The following is a 20,098-nucleotide window of genomic DNA, read 5'->3' as shown; positions in this document are numbered from 1 at the left end:
TGCGAGGCCGGGTTGCAGTCCCCGTTGCAGCAACCGCTGCAGTCCGGGCGGGCGGTGCCGGCGCGGGTTCGGCGCTAGCGTGGACGACAGGCGCTGCTTGAGGTGGGAGCCCGTGATGACTGGGCCGGAGCCGTTCACCGGACTGCGTTTCCAACTGCTCGGACCACTGCGGGCCTGGCGAGGTGCGACCGAGCTCGACCTGGGCCAGATGCAGCAGCGTGTCGTGCTCGCGGTACTGCTCCTGCACGCCGACGCCCCCATCAGCCGGGACCAGCTCGTCGACGCCGTCTGGGGGCAGGCCGTGCCGGCGCGCGCGGCCAACCTGCTGCAACGGCACGTCTCCGGACTCCGTCGTGCACTGGAGCCCGAACGCCCGCCCAGGGCACCCTCGGGGCTGCTCAACTGGACCGAGGCCGGCTATCTGCTGACCCTCGGCGCGGGGCGGCTGGACGTGCGCGCCTTCGACGAGCTCATCGACCGGGCACACGCCGCTCGGGCCCGGGGCGAACTCACTGTCGCGGCGCAGGCCCTGCACCGCGCCCTCGGCCTGTGGCACGGCCGCCTCTGCGAGGGGATGACCAGCCCCCTGCTCGACACCGAACGCGACCGGCTCACGGAACGCCGGCTCAGCGTCCTGGAGGAACGCATCGAGGTCGACCTGGCGCTCGGCGACGACTTCGACCTGGTGGGCGAGGTACGGCAGTTGACGGTCGACCACCCGCTCCGGGAAGACCTCCACGCCCTGCTCATGCTCGCCCTGCACCGCGCCGGCCGGCAGGCGGAGGCACTCGCGGCCTACCACCACGCCCGGGCTCTGCTGCGTGGCGAACTCGGAGTGGAGCCGGGCCGCAGGCTGCGCCAGGCGCACGCCCGGATCCTGGCGGCCGATCCCGGGGGCGACATCCAGCCCGTCGTGGCCCGCGCCCCGGCGCCGACGGTCGTACCCGCCCAACTCCCGCACCCCCTCAGCGGGTTCGTCGGCCGCGAGGAGGCCCTGGAGCGACTGGACGCCATGCTGCCGGACAGTGCGACAACCCGCGGTACGGTCGTGGTCTCGGCGATCGGCGGCACCGCCGGGGTCGGCAAGACCGCCCTCGCCGTGCACTGGGCCCATCGCGTCCGCGACCGGTTCCCCGACGGACAGCTCTATGTCAACCTGCGCGGCTACGACCCGGGCGGCCGCGCGGTACGGCCGTCCGACGCGATCCGAGGCTTCCTCGACGCCCTCGGCGTACCGCCCGAGCGCGTCCCCGTCGACCCGCAGAGCCAAGCCGGCCTGTACCGAAGCCTGCTGGCGAACCGGCGCATGCTCGTCCTGCTCGACAACGCCCAGGACGCCGACCACGTACGCCCGCTGCTGCCCGGCTCGCCCGACTGCCTCAGTGTGATCACGAGCCGCAACCGGCTCACCGGCCTGATGGTCACCGACGGCGCCCAGCCCGTCGTCCTCGGCCTGATGTCCGACAGCGAGGCACGGGACATACTGGCAGGCCGCATCGGCCGGCAGCGCCTCGCCGCCGCCCCCGACGCGGTGCGTGACATCGTGGCTTCCTGCGCCCGCCTCCCGCTGGCCCTGGCCGTCGTCGCCGCGTACGCCGCCACCCACCCCCAACTGCCGCTCGACGCCGTGGCCAAGGAACTGCACGCCGCCGGCGGGGCGTTGGACCTGCTCGGCGGGACGGACGCGGCCACCGACGTCCGCAAGGTCTTCTCCTGGTCCTACCGGCGGCTGACGGGCCCGACGGCGCGGCTGTTCCGGCTGCTCGGCCTGCAACCCGGCCCCGACATCGGCTTCGCGGCAGCGGCCGGGCTCGCCGACCTGGCGCCAGGTCAGATCCGTCCGCTGCTCGACGAGCTGACGGACAGTCATCTCGTCACGCGCCCCGAGGCCGGGCGCTATGGGTTCCACGACCTCCTGCGCAGCTACGCCGCCGAACTCGCCGAAACACACGAGCCGCCCGCCGTGCGGCACGCCGCGGTCCACCGCCTCCTCGACCACTATCTGCGCAGCGCCTACCGCGCGAGCCTGCGGCTGAACCCGAACCGGGACGACCCGATCACCCTCCCCCTGCCCGGATCACCCGCGCCCGGCGAGGACTTCGACGACCACGACGCGGCGCTGGCCTGGTTCCGCAAGGAGCACGCTGTTCTCGTGGCCGTGCAGCAGCAGGCCCAGAGCACCGGACTGGACGCCCACGCCTGGCAGTTGGGCTGGACGCTGCGCCCCTATCTCGACCGTCGCGGGCACTGGCAGGAGTCCGAGACCGTGTACCGGCGTGCGCTGGAGTCCGCCCGGCGCACGCGGAGCGCCCACGGTCAGGCCGTCAGCCACGGCTGCCTGGCCTATGCGTACATGCGACTCAGCAGGTATGAGGACGTCGCCACCCACCTGTGGCAGGCCCTCGACCTGTACGAGACGCTCGACGACCCCCTCGGGCAGGCGCATTCTCATCGGACGCTGGCCTGGCTCGGGGACCAGCAAGGACAGTACGACCTGGCTCTTGACCACTCCCGCAAGGCGCTGGCCCTCTTCGAGACGGCCGGCCATCGCACCGGCCAGGCCCGGGCCCTCAATGCCCTGGGCTGGTTCTGCTCCCGACTGGGCCTGCACCAGGAGGCCCTCGTCCACTGCGAGCGGGCTCTGCGGCTGCACGAGGAGGCGGGGGACCGGTTCGCCCAGGCCGACACCTGGGACAGTCTCGGGCACGTCCACCACCACCTGGGCGGGTACGCGCAGGGCGTCGACTGCTATCGGCGGGCGCTGGCGATCTACCGGCAGACGGGGGACCGCTACAACGAGGCCGACACCCTCTCGTCCCTGGGTGACCTGCACCTCGCCGCCGGTGACCCCGGCGCCGCACGGGAGGCCTGGGGGCGCGCGGTGATGCTGCTGGAGGAACTCGGCCATCCCAGGGCCGCGGAGATACGCGCCAACCTCGGCGCCGATCCGGAGCCCAATCCTCTGGAAAAACCCGCTACTTGACGAAGTTCCGGACCGTCGCCAGACTCCCCGGCATTCAATCTCCGCACACCCTGTGCGAGTTCGAGTGACGGGGGGCGTCATGAGCCGGAAAGAGCTGCATTGGCACGAGGTCGATCAACTCAGGCAAGCTCTGGGAGTCTTGAGTCCTCTTTTCACTCCTGGGGACAGGAGGGCATTGCGGCTGGTGTTCGAGGCGGCCGAGCGCGCGTTCAACGACGACACGTCGCTGCAGGACTTCGACGCGAAGTTCATTCCGGGAAAGGAATCCGAGCAGAACTTCGAGGTCTTCAAGATCGAGGGCCAATTCCGCGGGACTCCGTCGGAGTAACCGGACCCGCCATGCCGAGCGCCCCTGCGACGCGGCGCGACCTTCCGCCGGTCCTCTTGGTGTGCATGCCGTTCATGGACGACCGGCGTCCCTCGCTCCAGATCGGCCTCCTGAAGGCGATCGCGCGGACCCACGGATTCCCGGCACACACGCTCCACGCCAACCTCGACTTCGCCGCCGCACTCGGCGTGGACCGCTACCGACTCCTGGCCGGGGAATCCGGCTGTCAACTGGGCGACTGGCTGTTCTCGCCGGAGGCCTTCGGCTCTGCGGCCCCCGATTCGCAGGAGCGCTTCCTCGACCTGTACGTCGACGGGATCGCCCGCGCCCACGAGATGTGCCCCGACACCCTGAGGGCCGGCCTGCTGCGTATCCGGCAGCACGACGTACCCGCCTACCTGGACGCACTCGTCGAGGCGTACCCCTGGGACCGGTTCCGGCTCGTCGGGTTCACCTCGACGTTCCAGCAGAACACGGCCTCGATCGCACTGGCGCGACGGCTGAAGGAACGGTACCCGGACCTCTTCATCGTGTTCGGCGGCGCCAACTTCGACTCCGTGATGGGCATGGAACTCGTGCGCGGCGTGCCGTGCGTCGACGCGGCCATCATCGGGGAAGCCGACACGGCCTTCCCGATCCTGCTGGAGGCGCTGGCCGGCGACGGCGATCTCGACGCCGTACCGGGTCTGGCACGCAAGGTGTCGGGACACGTCGTGACCGCACCCCCCTCGCCCCTCGTCACCCGTCTCGACGACCTGCCGGCACCCGACTACGACGAGTACTTCGAGCACGCCGAGCACCTCGGCCTGCTGCCCGCCACGGCACGTCGCTCGGTGTACCTGCCCATCGAGACGGCCCGCGGTTGCTGGTGGGGAACGAGACACCACTGCACCTTCTGCGGGCTCAACGGCAAGACCATGGAATTCCGCTCGAAATCGGCCGAACGCGTGCTGGACGAATTCGCCCACCAGACGCGCAGATACCGCAGCTTCCGTTTCGAAGCGGTGGACAACATCCTCGACATGCGTTACTTGCGCACCCTGTTCCCCGCTCTGGTGGAAAGCGGCGCACAGTACGAGCTCTTCTACGAGGTCAAGGCCAATCTCTCCCGTCGGCAGCTCGAACTGCTCGCCGACGCCGGTGTGGTGCAGATGCAACCCGGGATCGAGTCGTTCAGTTCACACGTCCTGCGCCTCATGCGAAAAGGAGTCACCGCCGCGCAGAACGTCAATCTGCTGCGCTGGGCACAGCACTACGGAATCCGGGTCTCCTGGAACCTGTTGTGGGGATTTCCGGGCGAGACCCGTGAGGACTGCGCCGACCAGGCGGCGGCCCTGTGGCAGCTGGAGCATCTGCAGCCGCCCGGCAGCGCCGCCCGCATCACCATGGAGCGATTCAGCCCGCTCTTCACCGACCGGGAGGGGATCCTCCGCGACCTGCGCCCCGACCCTAGCTATGCCCACATCTACCCGGCGGACCTGGACCTTGCCCGGATCGCCTACTTCTTCTCGTGCGACATCGACGGCGCACTGCCCGACAGCGCGTACGTCTCCCTGCGCCGTGCGGCCGCCGACTGGCAGGACGCCTGGCGGGACGAGGCGGGCCCGCCGGTACTGGAGTACCGGCAGGCCCCGCACTACGTACAGATCCACGACAACAGACGGAAGGGAAGCGAGGGCACCTACCTCTTCGAAGGGTTCGCGGCCGACCTCTACCTCGCCTGCTGCGAGCGCCCGGTCACGGCGGACGCGCTCCGTCGACGGCTCGCTCCGCGCGGATCCGTCGAAGCGGTGGAACGCGCACTCAAGGAATTCGCGGAGGCGGGACTCGTCTTCAGGGACGGTCCGCTGACCGTGGCCCTGGCCGTCCCTGCGGCCCGGACTCGACTCATCGGGGGTTGAAGCACATGGCACAAAGCGCTGACAAACGCCTGCCCGAAGTGGTGTACGCCCACGCGTCACCGCGCTCCATCGGGCCCGTGTCGCTCTTCGACGCGCAGAACATCACCGTGGACAACGCCTTGCAGTTCGTGTCGGACCCCGATGCGGTCCGGCGGGCGAAGGCGGCGTTCAAGGACTGGGGATTCAGGATCCTCGGAGAATCGGCGACGACGATCCACATCGCCGCACGGCCCGAACTGTACGAGAGGCACTTCGAGACCAAGCTCTTCACCCAGCAGCGGGAAGTCATCCCGCCGAGCGGGGTGCTGCCACGGGTGATGCGCACCTTCATCAACAGTCCCTCCAGCGGCCGGCCCGGCCTGATCGCGACCGACAGCGGCCCTGCGGCCGAATTCCTGGAGGGAGTGGCCCTGGAACAGCCGGCCATCCCGATGTCCACGTCCGCACAGGAGCCGGACCCCGGCTACTGGGCCCTCACCCTCGACCAGGTCGCCGAACATCTGGGGGCCCAAGCCCTGCATGCGGAACGCGTCACCGGGGTCGGAGTCCGGCTGACCATGGTCGACACCGGGTGGGAGCGCCACCCGTACTTCGTGGACAAGGGATACAACGGCACCGTCGTGTTGGGGCCCGCGGCCACCACCGTGGACGTCGACGAGGACGGGCACGGCACCTGCGAGTCGGCGAACGCGTTCGCGGTGGCCCCGGGCATCGACTTCACCATGGTCAAGGCCGGGCCCAACAACCTGAAAGGGGCCTTCGACGCGGCCGTGGCGCAGTCCGACCGGCCCGACATCATCAGCATCAGCCTCGGCTACAACGCGCCGTATCCGCCGCTCCCGGCCCCCGCACAGGCCCTGGCCTCCTCGATCGCCCTCGCGGTCAGGAGCGGCATCGTCGTCGTGTGCGCCTCCGGCAACGGCCATCACGCCTTCCCGGGGCAGCATCCCGACGTGATCTCCGCCGGCGGCGTCTACCTGGACGAGGAGTGGAAGCCCCAGGCGTCGGACTACGCGAGCGGATTCGACAGCGGCGTCTATCCGGGCCGAAAGGTACCCGACGTGTCGGGCCTGGTCGGCATGCAGCCCGGCGCGGCCTACATCGTGCTGCCCGCACCGCCCGGCTCGGACATCGACCGCCGGCGCTCCCAGCCCGACGAGGACCGGGACGGCATCCTCGACTGGCCGGGCGACGGGACCCCGCCCGACGACGGCTGGGTCGTCGCCAGCGGTACTTCGGCCGCCGCCCCTCAAATCGCCGGAGTCTGCGCCCTGTTGAAGCAGGCCTGCCCGTCACTGTCCCCGGCCGAGATCCGCGAGGCGCTGGAGAACTCGGCCCGCGACGTGGAGACAGGGGTGAGCAACCCGGTGACCGGCGGCAAGGCTGGAAAGGGACCGGACAACGCCACCGGCTACGGCCTCGTGTCCGCCGTCGACGCACTGAGGTACCTGGAGAAACAGGGGAAGAGGGCATGAGAGCCGCCGTGGGGCGTCGTCCCGTGCGGCCGGCGCCCCACGGACGGCGGTCAGCGCTCGGTGCGCCGCCACTGCTCCCTGACCGCCTGCGTGAGGTCGAAGAGCGCCTGCGTGCGCATCGCGTACCGGCGGGCGAGGAGACAGACCAGCCAGGCCGACGCGCCGAGCACGAGAGGCACGTAGATGTCCTCCGCCATCGGCTCGCTGTCCCAGTGCCGCACCAGCACCAGGTTGGTGGTGAGCACCGCGACGGTGTACAGGACGCTGGTGACGAACAGCGCGGACGCCGCGACTTCGTGCAGGCGGTGCGCCATCGCCACGGCGAGGACGAAGATGCCGGGCAGCAGGACCAGGAGGCTGCGCAGCACCACCGCACGGTAGATCTCCGATGGGTCGCTGGGGTACTTGCCGCTCCAGTAACCCAGGCTGCCCAGCCCCATCCAGGTGGTGAGGAGGTCCAGCAGCCAGAACACGGCGACACCCAGGGCCACGGTCAGGACGACGGTGGTCGGGCTCGGTGTGATCCTGGGCCGTGGGCCGATCAGGGGTGGCACCTGGCCGGGAGGGTCGACGGCTCGCCGGCAGTCGGCGCTGGTCGAGCGCTGCAGGAACGGCCAGCCGAGCGCGACGAGCGTGGTCACGCCCGCCGCGACCTGGGCGATCTTGTCGGCATCGCTGGTGTGCAGCATCAGCGAGAGGGCGCCGGACAGCAGCGGCGGAATCGCCTGGAGCAGGGTGGTCATGCCCGGGGCGGCGGCCGGGGCCGCGGGCGGAGTCGTCGACATGGTGCTCCCTTGGTTCGGGCTCTGGGCCGGATGCGGGGTGGGCGCCATGTTTGCCCGGAACGGGCGTTCTGTCGTGATGCGTACGTCCCGTCCCGGCCGGGAGAACCGGCAGCCGCCCCCGGGACACCCGGGACACCCGGGACACCCGGGACACCCGGGACACCCGGGCCGCTCGGGGAGGACCGATGAGTGCCGTCCGGGTGGTCATCGCCGACGACCACCCCATGTACCGCTACGGTCTGGCCGCCGTCCTGGCCACGAGGCCGGACCTGGACGTCGTCGCCGAGGCCACGAACGGCGACGACCTGCTGGCCGCCGCCGACCGCACCGAGCCCGATGTCGTCGTGACCGACCTGACCATGCCCGGACTCGACGGCACCGAGGCCATCCGCGCCCTGCTCACCCGGCGCCCGGCCGTCGGCGTCCTCGTCCTGACCATGCATGAGGACGACCAGGCGCTGTTCGCGGCGTTGCGCGCGGGCGCCCGCGGCTACCTCCTCAAGGACGCGGACAGCACCGAGATCGTCCGGGCCGTCCTTGCCGTCGCCGAGGGACAGGCGGTGTACGGCAAGGCCGTGGCCCGGCGCATCGTCGACTTCTTCACCGGCGCCCACCGCGACTACGCGGCGCAGGTCTTCCCCGAACTGACCGAGCGGGAACGGGAGGTACTGGACCTGGTGGCCCTCGGCGTCGGCAACCACCAGATCGCCGCCCGGCTCGTCCTGTCGGAGAAGACGGTCCGCAACCACGTCTCGTCCATCCTCGACAAACTCCACGTCTCCGACCGGGCCGCGGCCGTCGCCCGCGCCCGCGACGCGGGTCTGGGCGGACGGCCGCGGCCTCCCGGCTGACCGCTCAGCCCTGCGGCGCGTCCCCGAAGTCCGGGATCTCCAGCCGTGCGCCGCCCTGCCGGGCCGAGTCGTGGGCGATGATGCCCGGCAGGGTGTAGCGGGCCGCCACCCATGCGTTCACCGAGGGCAGCGACCGTGTGTTGACGGCGGTCACGAAGTCGTCGACCAGGAAGTGGTGGCTGCCCTCGTGGCCGTTGTGCAGGTTGTCGAACACCCGCGGCAGCCGTGAGCGGTCGTGCACCGGTGCCGAACCGGAGGTGAAGGCGGCCCGCAGGTCCGGCGCGATGTGCTGGAGGGAGGGGTCGTCCGGGGACATGGTCGGCTTCGGTTCGAGGAGCTCGCTGATGTCCTTGACGCCCTTCTTGTCCTGCCACAGGGCCACGGTCGCGAGCTGCTCCATGCTCGCCTCCGTCCCGAAGAACCGGAAGCGGGACTCGCGGATGTGCGAGGGGTAGCCGACCCGCCGGAACTCGTTCGTACGGAACGAGCCGCCGCCCGCCACCTCGAACAGCGCGGTCGCATTCGAGAAGTCGTTGCCGAACTGGCTGACGTCCTTGTCGAAGACGCCGTCGCCACGGTCGTCGACGACACCGATCGCCGAGACGCTCACCGCGTGCGTCTGCCAGGCGCCGAGCACCCCGCCCACGGAGTGGGTGGGGTAGAGCAGCGGGGGATAGCTGGCGGTCTGCTTCCAGTTCTCGCCGCCGCTGTACTGGTACGCCGCGTAGAACCCGAGATCCATGTCGTGGACGTAGTCGCCCTCGGCGTAGAAGAGCCGCCCGAAGGCGCCCTCGGCGATCTGGTTGCGGGCGTGCACGGTCGCCGGGTTGTACTGGCTGGTCTCGCCCATCATGTACGTCAGTCCGGTCGCCTTGACCGCGTCGATGATGGCGGAGATCTCCTCCGTGGTGATCGCCATGGGGACCGCGGAGTACACGTGCTTGCCGGCGCCCAGGCCCTGCAGCACCAGCGGGCCGTGCGTCCAGCGCTGGGTGAAGATGGCGACCGCGTCGACCGCCTTCGACTCCAGCATCGCCTCGTACGAGGGGAAGGTGCCCGCCAGCCCCTGCGCGGCGACGAGCTGCTCGGCCCGCTCGGGCAGCAGGTCGGTGACGTAGATGTCGCTGACGCCGGGGTGGGCCTGGAAGAGGGTGGCGAACTGGCCGGAGAACTGGCCTGCGCCGACGATACCGATCGAGAACGTCATGTAAGGCGTGCCCTTCAATGGTCGAGTCACTGGTCGAGAATCAGGTTGATCTGGCTGTTGGTCCGGTTCAGGCTCGTCACCGACTTGCCGTTGCCGTATATGTCCTGCATGGCCGGGTGCATCAACGCATACACGTCGGCCGCGTAGTTGGTGATCGGATAGGAGAAGGTCGCGAAGTCCTTCTTGTCGGCGACCGGCTTGGTGAAGGCCGAGACGTCGAGGCCCTTCTTCTCGTACGCCGCGACCGCCGCCTTGGTCCCGTCGGGCGTGGCCGGGAAGACGATGCCGTAACTGCCCACCGTCTTCTGGCACTCGTTCGAGGACAGGTACTCGACCCACTTCAACGCGCCCGCCTTGTTGCGGGCGTTCTTGGTCACCGAGTCGGCGAGGCCGTTCATCATCGTGGCGCGCTTGCCGGTGGGGCCCTCGGGAGTGAGGGCGGTGGCGATCTTCATTCCCTTGAACCCGGCGTACGTCGAGATCATCCAGGCGCCGTCGAAGGTGGCCGCCGCCGTGCCCGCGGCCACCTGGGCGTTGCCCGGGCTGGACTGGGAGTTGTAGGCGGTGAAGGGCGCCATGTAGCCCTTCTTCGCCAGCCCGAAGTACCACTTGATCACCGACTGGAAGGTCTTGCTGTCGTACCGGTACTCGTTGCCCCACCGCTTCTTGTCGGTGTAGGTCCAGCCCGCGGAGGCGGCGAAGTTGCTCCACTGGGTCTGGCCGTCGCCGTCCCCGCCGCCGTTGCTGGCGAGGCCGTAGACCTTCACGTGGTTCTTGTCGAAGCCGGGTTCGTCGCCGCGCCTGCCGTTGCGGTCGACGGTGAGGTGGGCGATGGCCTTCTCGAAGGTGCCGCCGTCCTTCGGGTTCCAGGACAGGGAGTTGAGCTGTTCGGCGGTGAGGCCCGCGTCCTTGGCCGCCTTCTGGTTGTAGAAGAGGGCGACCGTGTCCCAGTCCTTCGGGGCGCCGTAGCGGTGGCCGTCCTGGCCGATCCAGTTGTCGGCGAGGCCCTTCTGGTAGGCGGCCGGGTCGATGCCCAGGTCGTCCAGCGGCTCCAGCACCTTCAGGTCGGCGAACTGGCCGAACTTCTGGATGTGGTCGGTGAACACGTCCGGCTCGGTGCCGGCGATGAAGCTCGCGGTGAGCTTGGTCCAGTAGTCGTCCCAGCCCAACTGGGTGATCTTCACGTGCAGTCCGGGGTTCTCCTTCTCGAAGCCCTTGGCGCACGCCTGGTAGGCGGGCAGCTGGTTGGCGTCCCACAGCCAGTACGACACCGTGTCCGAGGAGGACCCGGCCCCGCCGCCCTTGGCGCAGCCGCTCACCAGGGACAGCGCCAGCGCTCCGGTCAGTGCCACGACCGTACGCATCCGAACTCGCATGTCCGTCCCCTTACTTGATGCCGGTGAAGCTGATGGAGCCGACGATGCGGCGCGCGAAGAACCCGAACAGCACGAGCATCGGTAGAGCCGCGATGAGCGTGGCCGCCATCAGGCCCGACCAGTCGGTGCCGGTCTGCGGGGTCTGCGCCCGGAAGATCGCCAGGGCCACGGTCAGGACACGGGAGCTGTCGCTGTAGGAGACCATCAGCGGCCAGAAGTAGTCGTTCCAGGCCGTGATGTACGTCAGGACCGCGAGCGTCATGATCGGCGTGGACGCCATCGGCAGCAGCACCCGGAAGAAGATCCGCACCTTCCCCGCGCCGTCGAGCAGGGCCGCCTCCTCGACCTCGCTCGGGACGTTCATGAAGAACTGGCGCAGGAAGAACACCGCGAACGGCGTCATGAACATCGTGGGCAGCGCGATCCCCAACAGGTTGTCCACCAGGCCGAGTTGCTTGATGAGCACGAAGTTCGGCAGCAGGGTGAAGATGGTCGGGACCATCAGCCCGGCGAGGAACAGGCCGAACACCTTGTCCCGCCCGCGCCAGCGCAGCCGGGCGAAGGCGTACGCGGCCATCGCGGAGAAGAAGATCTGGCAGCCGGTGATCAGTGTCGAAACGATCACCGAGTTGAGCAGATAGCGCCAGAACTTCAGTCCGCCGCCCGCACCGCCCTGAGCGATCGCCTCCTTGGTCGACTGCAGGCCGAGTGCCCGCTCGAAACCGCCCGTACTTATGTCGACCGGCAGCGGATCGCCCGGATGCGCGGCGAGCCCGGAGTTGGTGGACAGCGCGGTGCGCAGGATCCAGTAGAACGGCAGCAGGGTGACGAGCACGATCGCGGCCATCACCGCCCAGGCGGCGATCCGGCCGAGGGACGGCCGGCGCCGGAGGGGCCGTATGCGTGTGGTCGTCGTAGTGGTCACGGCAGCCATGTCGGTCTCCTCTCCCGTCAGCCGAGGTCGCTCTGGCCGGCCCGGGTGATCCGGTACTGCAGGACGGTGATCGCGCTGAGCACGACGAGCAGGGCCACGGACATCGCCGAGGCGTAGCCGAACTGGAAACGGCCGAACGCGGCGCCGTAGATGTAGTACTGGAGCACGTTGGTCGCGTTCGCCGGACCGCCCGCGGTCGTCACCGCGACCGTGTCGAACACCTGGAACGAACCGATCACCGTCATGATCAGAACGACCGCGAGGACCGGTCGCAGCAGCGGCATGGTGATCCGCCAGAACATCCGCCACTCGCCCGCGCCGTCCACCTTCGCGGCCTCGTACACGTCGTTCGGAATGGCCTGCAACCCCGCGAACAGCAGCAGCGCGGTGTAGCCGACGTGCCGCCACACGTTGATCAGGGCGATCGTCGGGATCGCCCAGGTCTCGTCGGCGAGGAACGGGATGCGGTCGAAGCCGAGCCCGGCGATGATCTCGTTGCCGATGCCGAGCTGGTTGTCCAGGATCCACAGCCAGACCAGACCCGCGACGACGTTGGACATCAGATACGGCGTCAGCACGATCCCGCGCAGCACGGCCGACTGGGTCAGCCGCTGGAGCAACACGGCGATGGCGAGCGCCGACACCGTCTGGATGCCGATGTTGATGACCACGTACTCGACGGTGACCTTCAACGAGTCCCAGAAGATGGGGTCGTGGACCATCCGCACGTAGTTGTCGAGGCCCACCCACTCGGCCGGGGTGAGCAGGTTGAAGCGGGTGAAGCTCAGGTAGATCCCGCGCAGCGTCGGCCAGAGCAGGAAGACCGTGAAGCCCAGCAGCGCCGGGGCCAGGAACACCGCGGCGAGCCGTCCGTCGCCCCCGCGCTCGCGGGCCCTGGCCCGCCCCGTCCTCGATGTGGTCCCAGCCCCTTCCGCGCCGCGCAGCGGCAGACGCGAAGGAGGGCTGCTGGAGGCGATGGTCATCGGGAGACTCCCTCGTCTACGGCGGCTCGTCCTCGGGCCACTTACTTTTGTCGCGAAAGAATCGACCCGTCAAGAGTCGTGCTGACATCTTTTTCGCACCCGTTCCAGCGCACTACAGTGGACCTGTTGCTTTTGAAGTGAAAGAAAAAACCGTGAATGATCATGTGGGAGTCTGACCTTCATGACCACAGTTGCCGCCAGCTGGCTTCCGCTGAGCCCCGGTGAACGCGCGGTGGCGATCGAGGTGCTCCTCGGCGGCCCGCTGTCGCGCACCGAACTCGCCCGGCGCCTCGACCTCTCCGCGGGCAGCCTCACCCGGTTGACCAAACCGCTGATCGAGTCGGGCCTGCTGATCGAGGTCGCCGAGGCCGGCGCCCCGCCGGAGGTGCGCCAGGGCCGCCCCTCGCAGCCCCTCGACGTCGTCGCCGAGTCCCGCTCCTTCATCGGCTTCAAGATCACCGAGGACATGGTCTACGGCGTCGTCACCACCCTCCGCAGCGCCATCGTCGCCCGCCACGACCGCCCGCTCACCACCCACGAGCCGGCTCAAGTGGCCGACCTGCTCGCGGAGATGACCGCCGAGCTCGCGACCGCCCACCCGCGACTCGCAGGCATCGGGATCGGCGTCGGCGGCCTCGTCGAGGACCGTTCCGTGGTGGGGGAGTCGCCCTTCCTGCAGTGGCGGGACGTACCCCTCGCGCGGCTCGTCGAGGAGCGCACAGGGCTGCCCGTGGTCGTCGAGAACGACGTCGCCGCCCTCGTCGAGGCCGAGACCTGGTTCGGGGCGGGCCGGGGCCTGGACCGCTTCGTCGTGCTCACCATCGGCGCCGGCATCGGCTACGGACTGGTCCTGGGCGGCAAGCGCGTGCCCAACGCCGAGGAGGACCGCGGCTTCGGACGGCACTGGATCATCAACCCCAACGGACCGCTCACCCCCGACGGCGAACGGGGCAGCGCCGTCTCCCTGCTCACCATCCCCAGCATCCGCTACCAGGTCCGGGCCGCCACCGGCCACGACAGCACCTACGAGGAGATCCTCGCCGGGGCCGCGGCCGGCGAGCCGATGCCCGCCCGGGTCGTCGACGAGGCCGCCCGCGCGCTCGGCGTCCTGGTCGCGCAGATCTCCAACTTCGTGCTGCCCCAGAAGATCCTGCTCGCCGGCGAAGGCGTCGGCCTGATGGACGTCGCCGGGGACGCGGTGCGGGAGTCGATCGCCGCCCAGCGGCACCCGCGGGCCGCCCCGGTCGCGCTGGAGACCAAGGTGTCCGACTTTCACGACTGGGCGCGGGGTGCCTCAGTCCTGGCGATCCAGGTGCTGGTGCTCGGGGCCGCCGACGCATGAAAATCTCCTGGGAATGGCCAACTCCCCGGAGGATGTTGCGAACTCCCTGACCAGGTTCGGCAGATCGACGTGATCAGCAACACGGTCCGATATGTCTGCTTTATTCCTGATTACTCACGTGGCCTTCACCTCCGGCGCCGTATGCTTCACAGCATGTCCACCACTGTTGAACCCGCTACCGATCGATCGGCTGACGAGGTCAACGAGGAGATCCGTGCCCTGTGGCGCCGGTCGGGCGGGACACTGAGCGGCGAGCAGCGCGAGGAGTACCAGCGGCTCGTCCTGGAGTGGGCCGCCGCGGCCCCGCAGCCCGCGCGAGCGGCCTGAGCACCGCCCGCTGAAGCCCCCGGCGCATCCCCGCGCCGGACCTGGGCACCCCTGAGGGGATGGGCCCACTCCTCGCACTGGCCTCGGCGCTCTGCTACGGCACCGTCGACTACGCCGGCGGCATCCTGTCCCGCCGGGCCCCCTTCACGACCGTGACCTTCCTCGGCCAGCTGGGCGGGCTCGCCCTCGCGTCCGTCGCGGCCCTGCTGATCCCCGCCACCTCCGTCCACCCCGCCGATCTGCTCTGGGGCGCCCTGTCCGGCCTCGGCAGCGGCACCGCCATGCACTTCCTCAACCGGGGCCTCAGCCGCGGCGCGATGAGCGTCGTCGTACCCGTGAGCGCGGTGACCGGCGTCGCCCTGTCCGTGGTGTGCGGGGTCCTCGCCCTCGACGACCGGCCGGGCCCGCTCGCCTGGCTGGGCATCGCCGTGACCCTGCCCGCGCTGTGGCTGGTCTCCGGAGGCCGGGCCGGTGCGGCCCGGGGAGCGGGGGACGGGCTGCTGGCCAGCGCGGGGGTGGCCGTGCAGTACGTCGCCCTCGGCCTCGCGGCACCGGCCGCCGGGCTGTGGCCCGTCGTCGCGGGCCGCGTCGCCGCCGTACTCCTGCTGCTGCCGACCGTCGTACGGCACGGGCCCGCATGGCTGCCACGGCCGCTCGCCGCGCAGGCGCTGCTCGTCGGGGCCGGGGCCGCACTCGGGCTGATCCTGTACCTGCTCGCCGTCCACCGGCAGCTGCTCGCCGTCGCCGTGGTCCTGGCCTCCCTCTACCCGGCCGTCCCGGTCGTCCTCGGCCTGGCTCTGCTGCACGAGCGGGTCACCCGGCGGCAGACGGCGGGGCTGCTGGGCGCGGCCGTGGCGACAGTCCTGCTGACGCTGGGCTGAGGCGCCGCAGCCCTCGCGTGATGCCCGGGCGAGGCGCCGCGACCCTCGCGTCCCGTCAGCCCCAGGTCGCCGAGTAGTACCGCCGGTACTCCTTGCGGTCCTGTTCCGCGCGGATGTAGCGAGTCGCGACCAGGGCCAGCAGACTGCCGCCGATGACCAGCATGCCGGGGCCGATGTTGCGCGGGTCGGTGAGGCGGGCCAGCAGGGTGGAGCCGCTCGCCAGGCCCGTCGTCGGCGCCGAGGAACCGGGGGTGGTGGTGTTCGGCGCGATCGCACTGTGCGTGGCCGAGGCGGACGGCGCCGGGCTCTGCGAGGCGTTCTGGCCGGCGGCGGCCTCCTTGGAGACGATCAGCTGGACGCCGAGCGCCTGCATGGCCTTCGTCACCGGCTGGAAGAACGTCGTCCCGCCCGTCGTGCAGTCACCGCTGCCGCCGGAGGTCACACCGAGCGCGATGCCCTCGGAGAACAACGGGCCGCCGCTGTCGCCGGGTTCGGCGCACACGTTCGTCTCGATCAGCCCGGTCACCGTGCCCTCCGGGTAGTTGACCGTGGCGTCGAGGCCCTTGACCTCGCCGTCGTGCAGCCCACTGGTGCTGCCGCTGCGGAACACCCGCTCCCCGACGGCCGGGTCGCCCACGCCCGTGATCCGCACGCCGTTGCCGTTGCCGATCGCCACGATGTCCGCGCCCTGCCCGGCGCTGCCGCTGTCGTACTGGACCAGGGAGAAGTCGCTGCCGGGGAAGTTCTGCTGGACGGTCTTGCCCAGTTCCTGGGAGCCGCGGTTGTCGGCGAACCACACCGAGCCGGTCGGCCCGCAGTGCCCGGCGGTGAGGATGAAGTCGCTCTGCCCGTTGGTCACGTTGAAGCCCGCCGAGCAGCGCCCGCCGGTCGACAGGATGGGCACGGCGCCGTTGACGCGGGTGGTGAAGGCGCCCTGGGTGCGTTCCATGCGGACGTAACTGCCGATGCCGGAGGCCACCTCGGTCATGTCCGACCAGTCGGTGGCCGAGACGGTGCTGTCGGCCTGCACCACCACCTGGTTCGTCTTGTAGTCCATCACCCAGGCCGTGCCCGCCACCCGGGGCGCCGAACGCAGCGTCGCCGTGGCCGCCTTGAGCTCGTTCATGCTGTGGCCGACCATCTTGGCCTCGGCGCCCGCCTTTTCGACCTCGGCCGCCGCCTTCTGGTCGGTGACCGCGACGACCGTCTTCCCGTCGGCGCCGATCCAGGTGCCCGCCGTCCGCGCGGTACCGAGCTCGGAGATCAGCGAGGCTCCCGTGCCGGGCGCGGAGTCGGTGGAGCTGAACGGGACGGCCGAGGTGCCGGGAGTCTCGCTCGCCATGGCGGCCTGCGTGACCATGGCTCCTCCGAGGAGGAGTCCGCCGACGGCCGCCAGTCGCGTCACTCGCCGGACGATCCGTCGTCGTGCGTGCCTCATCCATGGCTCCCGTACCCGAACGCGCGGTGTCAACACCGCGGGGCCCTCCGGTCGTTGAGCGCCCCTGTTCCATACGTCGCGCGGGACGGGAGTGTTCAGTGGGTGGACGATCCCCTCAGTTCTTGATCTTCACCTCTCCTGGTCCCTACTTCTTGCGGCCCACCCCGCCGTAGATCCCCACCGCCTGCGGCAGGCCGGCCTCGGCGGGCTCGGGGCGCCACTGCGAGCACGAGACGATGCCCGGTTCCAGGACCTCCAGGCCGTCGAAGAAGCGGGCAACGGCATCCGGGGTGCGCTGGGTGAGCGTCGGGGTGCCGTGCTCGTTCCAGAAGTGCACCGCCGCGTCCACCCCGGGCATCGCCGGGCTGGTGATGGTGTGGGAGATGACCAGGTGGCTGCCGGAGGGCAGGGCGTCCATGAGCCGCCCGACGATCCCGTACGGGTCCTCGTCCTCGCCGATGAAGATGACCACCCCGAGCAGCATCAGGGCGACGGGCTTGCTGAGGTCCAGGGTCTGCGCGGCGCGTTCGAGGATCGCGTCGACGTTGCGCAGGTCCTCGTCGAGATGGTCCGTGCGGCCCTCGGGGGAGCTGGTGAGCAGTGCGCGGGCGTGCGCCAGGACCAGCGGGTCGTTGTCGACGTAGACGACCCGGGCGTCCGGGGCGAGCCGCTGGGCGACCTCGTGGGTGTTGTCGGCCGTGGGGAGGCCGGTGCCTATGTCGAGGAACTGGCGGATTCCCACGTCGGCCACCAGATGACGTACGGCACGGCCCAGGAAGAGACGGTCGGCGCGGGCCAGATCGCCGATCTCCGGATGCAGTTCGCGGATCCGGTCGCCCGCCACGCGGTCGACCTCGTAGTAGTCCCCGCCGCCCAGCCAGTAGTTCCAGATCCGGGCCGTGTGCGGGCGCAGCGTGTTGATGCGTCTGCGCAGCGTCGCGGCGGGATCTTCCGTGGCTGCGTGGTTCTCGGTCACGGGTTCAGCTCCTGCGGTGCCGGGTGGGGGATGTGAAGGTTGTCAATGGGAAATCTAGACGGCCGAGTTGCAATCCGCAGAGGGTACGGAGCGGTTGTTTTCTCCCACGGCCTTTTCTGTGCCGATCAGGGCCCATGCGGCCCGGTCGCCCCACACGGATCCCGGATCCACATAGGGGCGCAGCAACGCCGTGAGGACGGGGTCGACCCGCCCGTGCAGCACGTCGGAGGCGATCTTGCGGGCGATCCCGGCGAGGAAGTCCGCGAGCTGCACCCGGGGATCCTCGCGGGCGACCACGAGCCGCACTCCGTCGAGCCCGATACCGGCACTCCGGGCGGTCTCCTCGATCCAGGCGATCCGCTCCGGCGTCAGCATGTTCTGCCGGTCGTGGACGAGCCGCACCCGGCGTCCGCCCGCACTCCAGTGGGCGGCCGTTCGCACGATGGCGGGCAGCAGCGGATTGAGGACCGGAACCAGCACCGGACCGGCGAGAACGCGGGCGCGATAGGAATCCGCGATGGGACGGGCGGCCGCGAGGCGTTCCAGAGTGAGAGCGAGGGGCGTACGGGACTGCGCGCGCCGCAGTTCGTCCACCGCCCGGAAGAACGCGTCGACGGGCTCGTCGGGTGCTCTGTCGTTGCGTACGCGCAGCAATTGGTTGGCGGCCTCCAGGAATTCCCGCCAGCGCTCTTCTCCGAAGGCGGGCGGCCCCTCACGGAACAGGGTGAGGGCCTCGGCGTTGTCGCCGAGCAGCAGGTCGGCGGCCCGGTCGACGACGAAGAAGGCCTTCTCCGTCAGATGCACATGGGCCCTCCCGTGAATAGGCCCGCCGGGTGCCAGCAGCCATTCCAGGACCGCCCGGTGTTTCTCCCTGAGCAGATGGGTGGCCTTGTACTCCTCCGCGGGCGAACGAATCCGGTCCCGGATCTCCTGCACGTGAGCGGCCGCCGAATCCACCGGCATACGCACACTCGCGTGGGCGAAGACGTCGGTGTTCCCGCCGGTGAGATTCTCGCCGTCCGAGCCCGACTCGTCGCAGGCCACTTCCGGCTCGTTCCAGGTCACCCCACAGCCCCCTATCTTGAGCTCCATGACCAGGATCCCGCACGACCCGTCCGGCGAACCGAATCCCCTCCGCGCCCTCTCCCTCGACCACCTCCGCTCCCGTACGAGCATGAAGTGGCGCACCTACCCCGCGGACGTGCTGCCGCTGTGGGTGGCCGAGATGGACGTGCCGCTCGCCGAACCCGTCGTCCGCGCCGTCACCGACGCCCTCGCGCTCGGCGACACCGGCTACCCGGCCGGCACGGCGTACGCCGAGGCGCTCGCCGGGTTCGCCGAGAAGCGGTGGGGGTGGGACGGGCTCGCGGTGGAGCGCACCGCGATCGTGCCCGATGTGATGCTCGGTGTGGTCGAAATGATCAAACTGGTCACCGGGCCAGGCGATCCGGTCGTCGTGAACTCACCCGTGTATCCGCCGTTCTTCCAGTTCGTGGAGCACATGGACCGGCTGGTGCTGCAGGCGCCGCTCGGCGCGGACCTGCGCATCGACCTCGGTGTGCTGGAGGAGACCTTCCGGCACGCCGTCGCGGGCGGCCGCCGGGCCGCCTACCTGCTGTGCAGCCCGCACAACCCGACCGGCACCGTGCACACCGCCGGGGAACTGGCCGCCGTCGCGGCCCTCGCCGACCGGTACGGGGTCCGGGTGGTCGCCGACGAGATCCACGCCCCGCTGGTCGCGGCCGGCGTCGACTTCGTGCCGTATCTGAGCGTGAGCGGCGCGGAGAGCGGCCTGTCCCTCATGTCCGCGTCGAAGGCGTGGAACCTGGCGGGCCTCAAGGCCGCCCTCGCGATCGCGGGCACCGAGGCCGCCGCCGACCTGGCCCGGCTGCCCGAGGAGGTCAGCCACGGGCCGAGCCACGTCGGCGTCATCGCCCACACCGCCGCCCTGACCGACGGCACGGCCTGGCTCGACGCGCTGCTGGCGGGCATCGACGAGAACCGGCTCCTGATCGCCGACCTGCTCGCCGAACACCTCCCCGAGATCATCTGCCACCCGGCCGAGGGCACCTACTTCGCCTGGCTCGACTGCCGGCCGCTCGGCCTCGGCGACGACCCGGCGGAGATCTTCCTGGAGCGCGGCCGGGTGGCCCTGAACTCCGGGATCCCCTTCGGAACCGGGGGAGAGGGCCACGCCCGCCTCAACCTGGCGACCTCGCCGGAGATCCTCGGGGAGGGGGTACGGCGGATGGTGGCGGCGCTCGGCCCGACCTGACCGGCCGGTATCGGCCGGGTCGGGTGTCATGGACAC

At 70.3% G+C, this 20,098-nt stretch carries 17 protein-coding genes; 9 read left to right on the top strand and 8 right to left on the bottom strand.

Going from position 1 to position 20,098, the window contains the following annotated elements; genetic code table 11:
- The first annotated feature begins 115 nt into the window (after positions 1–115).
- From ABZ848_RS21490 to ABZ848_RS21475, 4 genes are all read left to right on the top strand, one after another.
- The gene (locus ABZ848_RS21490) at positions 116–2,983 is read left to right on the top strand and encodes a BTAD domain-containing putative transcriptional regulator (protein ID WP_360834025.1); all 2,868 of its coding nucleotides are present in this window, start codon (positions 116–118) and stop codon (positions 2,981–2,983) included.
- 79 nt (positions 2,984–3,062) lie between these two features.
- Positions 3,063–3,311 carry a hypothetical protein gene (locus tag ABZ848_RS21485; protein WP_360834023.1) on the top strand — a complete coding sequence of 83 codons (249 nt, stop codon included), beginning with the start codon at positions 3,063–3,065 and terminating at the stop codon, positions 3,309–3,311.
- Between the two features lie 11 nt (positions 3,312–3,322).
- Complete coding sequence (locus tag ABZ848_RS21480; protein ID WP_360834021.1) at positions 3,323–5,212, top strand: RiPP maturation radical SAM C-methyltransferase; 1,890 nt, start codon at positions 3,323–3,325, stop codon at positions 5,210–5,212.
- Positions 5,213–5,217: 5 nt separating this feature from the next.
- The gene (locus tag ABZ848_RS21475; protein ID WP_360834019.1) at positions 5,218–6,687 is read left to right on the top strand and encodes a S8 family serine peptidase; all 1,470 of its coding nucleotides are present in this window, start codon (positions 5,218–5,220) and stop codon (positions 6,685–6,687) included.
- Between the two features lie 50 nt (positions 6,688–6,737).
- Here the strand turns inward: ABZ848_RS21475 and ABZ848_RS21470 are convergent, their stop codons facing one another.
- The gene (locus ABZ848_RS21470; RefSeq protein ID WP_360834017.1) at positions 6,738–7,472 is read right to left on the bottom strand and encodes a hypothetical protein; all 735 of its coding nucleotides are present in this window, start codon (positions 7,470–7,472) and stop codon (positions 6,738–6,740) included.
- Positions 7,473–7,657: 185 nt separating this feature from the next.
- On the opposite strand from ABZ848_RS21470, the gene ABZ848_RS21465 reads away from it, so the two are divergent.
- The gene (locus ABZ848_RS21465) at positions 7,658–8,323 is read left to right on the top strand and encodes a response regulator transcription factor (protein WP_360834015.1); all 666 of its coding nucleotides are present in this window, start codon (positions 7,658–7,660) and stop codon (positions 8,321–8,323) included.
- 4 nt (positions 8,324–8,327) lie between these two features.
- On the opposite strand, the gene ABZ848_RS21460 is transcribed toward ABZ848_RS21465, so the two are convergent.
- The 4 genes from ABZ848_RS21460 to ABZ848_RS21445 are packed head-to-tail and all read right to left on the bottom strand — an operon-like array spanning position 8,328 to position 12,823.
- On the bottom strand, positions 8,328–9,530 hold the full coding sequence (locus ABZ848_RS21460; protein WP_360834013.1) for a Gfo/Idh/MocA family oxidoreductase: 1,203 nt from the start codon (positions 9,528–9,530) through the stop codon (positions 8,328–8,330).
- Positions 9,531–9,556: 26 nt separating this feature from the next.
- Positions 9,557–10,906 carry a sugar ABC transporter substrate-binding protein gene (locus ABZ848_RS21455; RefSeq protein WP_360834011.1) on the bottom strand — a complete coding sequence of 450 codons (1,350 nt, stop codon included), beginning with the start codon at positions 10,904–10,906 and terminating at the stop codon, positions 9,557–9,559.
- A 10-nt stretch (positions 10,907–10,916) separates the two neighbouring features.
- On the bottom strand, positions 10,917–11,840 hold the full coding sequence (locus tag ABZ848_RS21450; RefSeq protein ID WP_360834009.1) for a carbohydrate ABC transporter permease: 924 nt from the start codon (positions 11,838–11,840) through the stop codon (positions 10,917–10,919).
- 17 nt (positions 11,841–11,857) lie between these two features.
- The gene (locus ABZ848_RS21445) at positions 11,858–12,823 is read right to left on the bottom strand and encodes a sugar ABC transporter permease (RefSeq protein ID WP_360834007.1); all 966 of its coding nucleotides are present in this window, start codon (positions 12,821–12,823) and stop codon (positions 11,858–11,860) included.
- Between the two features lie 181 nt (positions 12,824–13,004).
- Between ABZ848_RS21445 and ABZ848_RS21440 the strand changes: the two genes are divergently transcribed.
- From ABZ848_RS21440 to ABZ848_RS21430, 3 genes are all read left to right on the top strand, one after another.
- Positions 13,005–14,165 (top strand): ROK family transcriptional regulator, encoded by a 1,161-nt coding sequence (locus tag ABZ848_RS21440; RefSeq protein WP_360834005.1) that lies wholly within the window; start codon positions 13,005–13,007, stop codon positions 14,163–14,165.
- 141 nt (positions 14,166–14,306) lie between these two features.
- The gene (locus ABZ848_RS21435; RefSeq protein WP_360834003.1) at positions 14,307–14,492 is read left to right on the top strand and encodes a hypothetical protein; all 186 of its coding nucleotides are present in this window, start codon (positions 14,307–14,309) and stop codon (positions 14,490–14,492) included.
- Positions 14,493–14,551: 59 nt separating this feature from the next.
- A complete protein-coding gene (locus ABZ848_RS21430; RefSeq protein ID WP_360834001.1) occupies positions 14,552–15,373 on the top strand; it encodes a DMT family transporter in 822 nt (273 codons plus the stop codon).
- Between the two features lie 55 nt (positions 15,374–15,428).
- Here ABZ848_RS21430 and ABZ848_RS21425 read toward each other — a convergent pair whose 3' ends face one another.
- The 3 genes from ABZ848_RS21425 to ABZ848_RS21415 form a co-directional block, all read right to left on the bottom strand.
- Complete coding sequence (locus tag ABZ848_RS21425) at positions 15,429–16,811, bottom strand: S1 family peptidase (RefSeq protein WP_360833999.1); 1,383 nt, start codon at positions 16,809–16,811, stop codon at positions 15,429–15,431.
- A 145-nt stretch (positions 16,812–16,956) separates the two neighbouring features.
- Positions 16,957–17,787 carry an SAM-dependent methyltransferase gene (locus ABZ848_RS21420; protein WP_360833997.1) on the bottom strand — a complete coding sequence of 277 codons (831 nt, stop codon included), beginning with the start codon at positions 17,785–17,787 and terminating at the stop codon, positions 16,957–16,959.
- 54 nt (positions 17,788–17,841) lie between these two features.
- Entirely contained in the window at positions 17,842–18,879 is a 1,038-nt protein-coding gene (locus ABZ848_RS21415) for a hypothetical protein (protein WP_360833995.1), read from the bottom strand.
- On the opposite strand from ABZ848_RS21415, the gene ABZ848_RS21410 reads away from it, so the two are divergent.
- Positions 18,878–20,062, top strand: a complete 1,185-nt coding sequence (locus ABZ848_RS21410) for a MalY/PatB family protein (RefSeq protein WP_360833993.1) — start codon at positions 18,878–18,880, stop codon at positions 20,060–20,062. The two genes, ABZ848_RS21415 and ABZ848_RS21410, sit on opposite strands and share 2 nt — an antisense overlap.
- Positions 20,063–20,098 lie beyond the last annotated feature (36 nt).

Origin of the sequence: Streptomyces sp. NPDC047081, assembly GCF_040643775.1 — a bacterium.
In the GTDB taxonomy this organism is placed as follows: domain Bacteria; phylum Actinomycetota; class Actinomycetes; order Streptomycetales; family Streptomycetaceae; genus Streptomyces.
The sequence above is the reverse complement of the archived record's forward strand: the minus strand, read 5'-3'. Positions and strand labels throughout refer to the sequence as shown.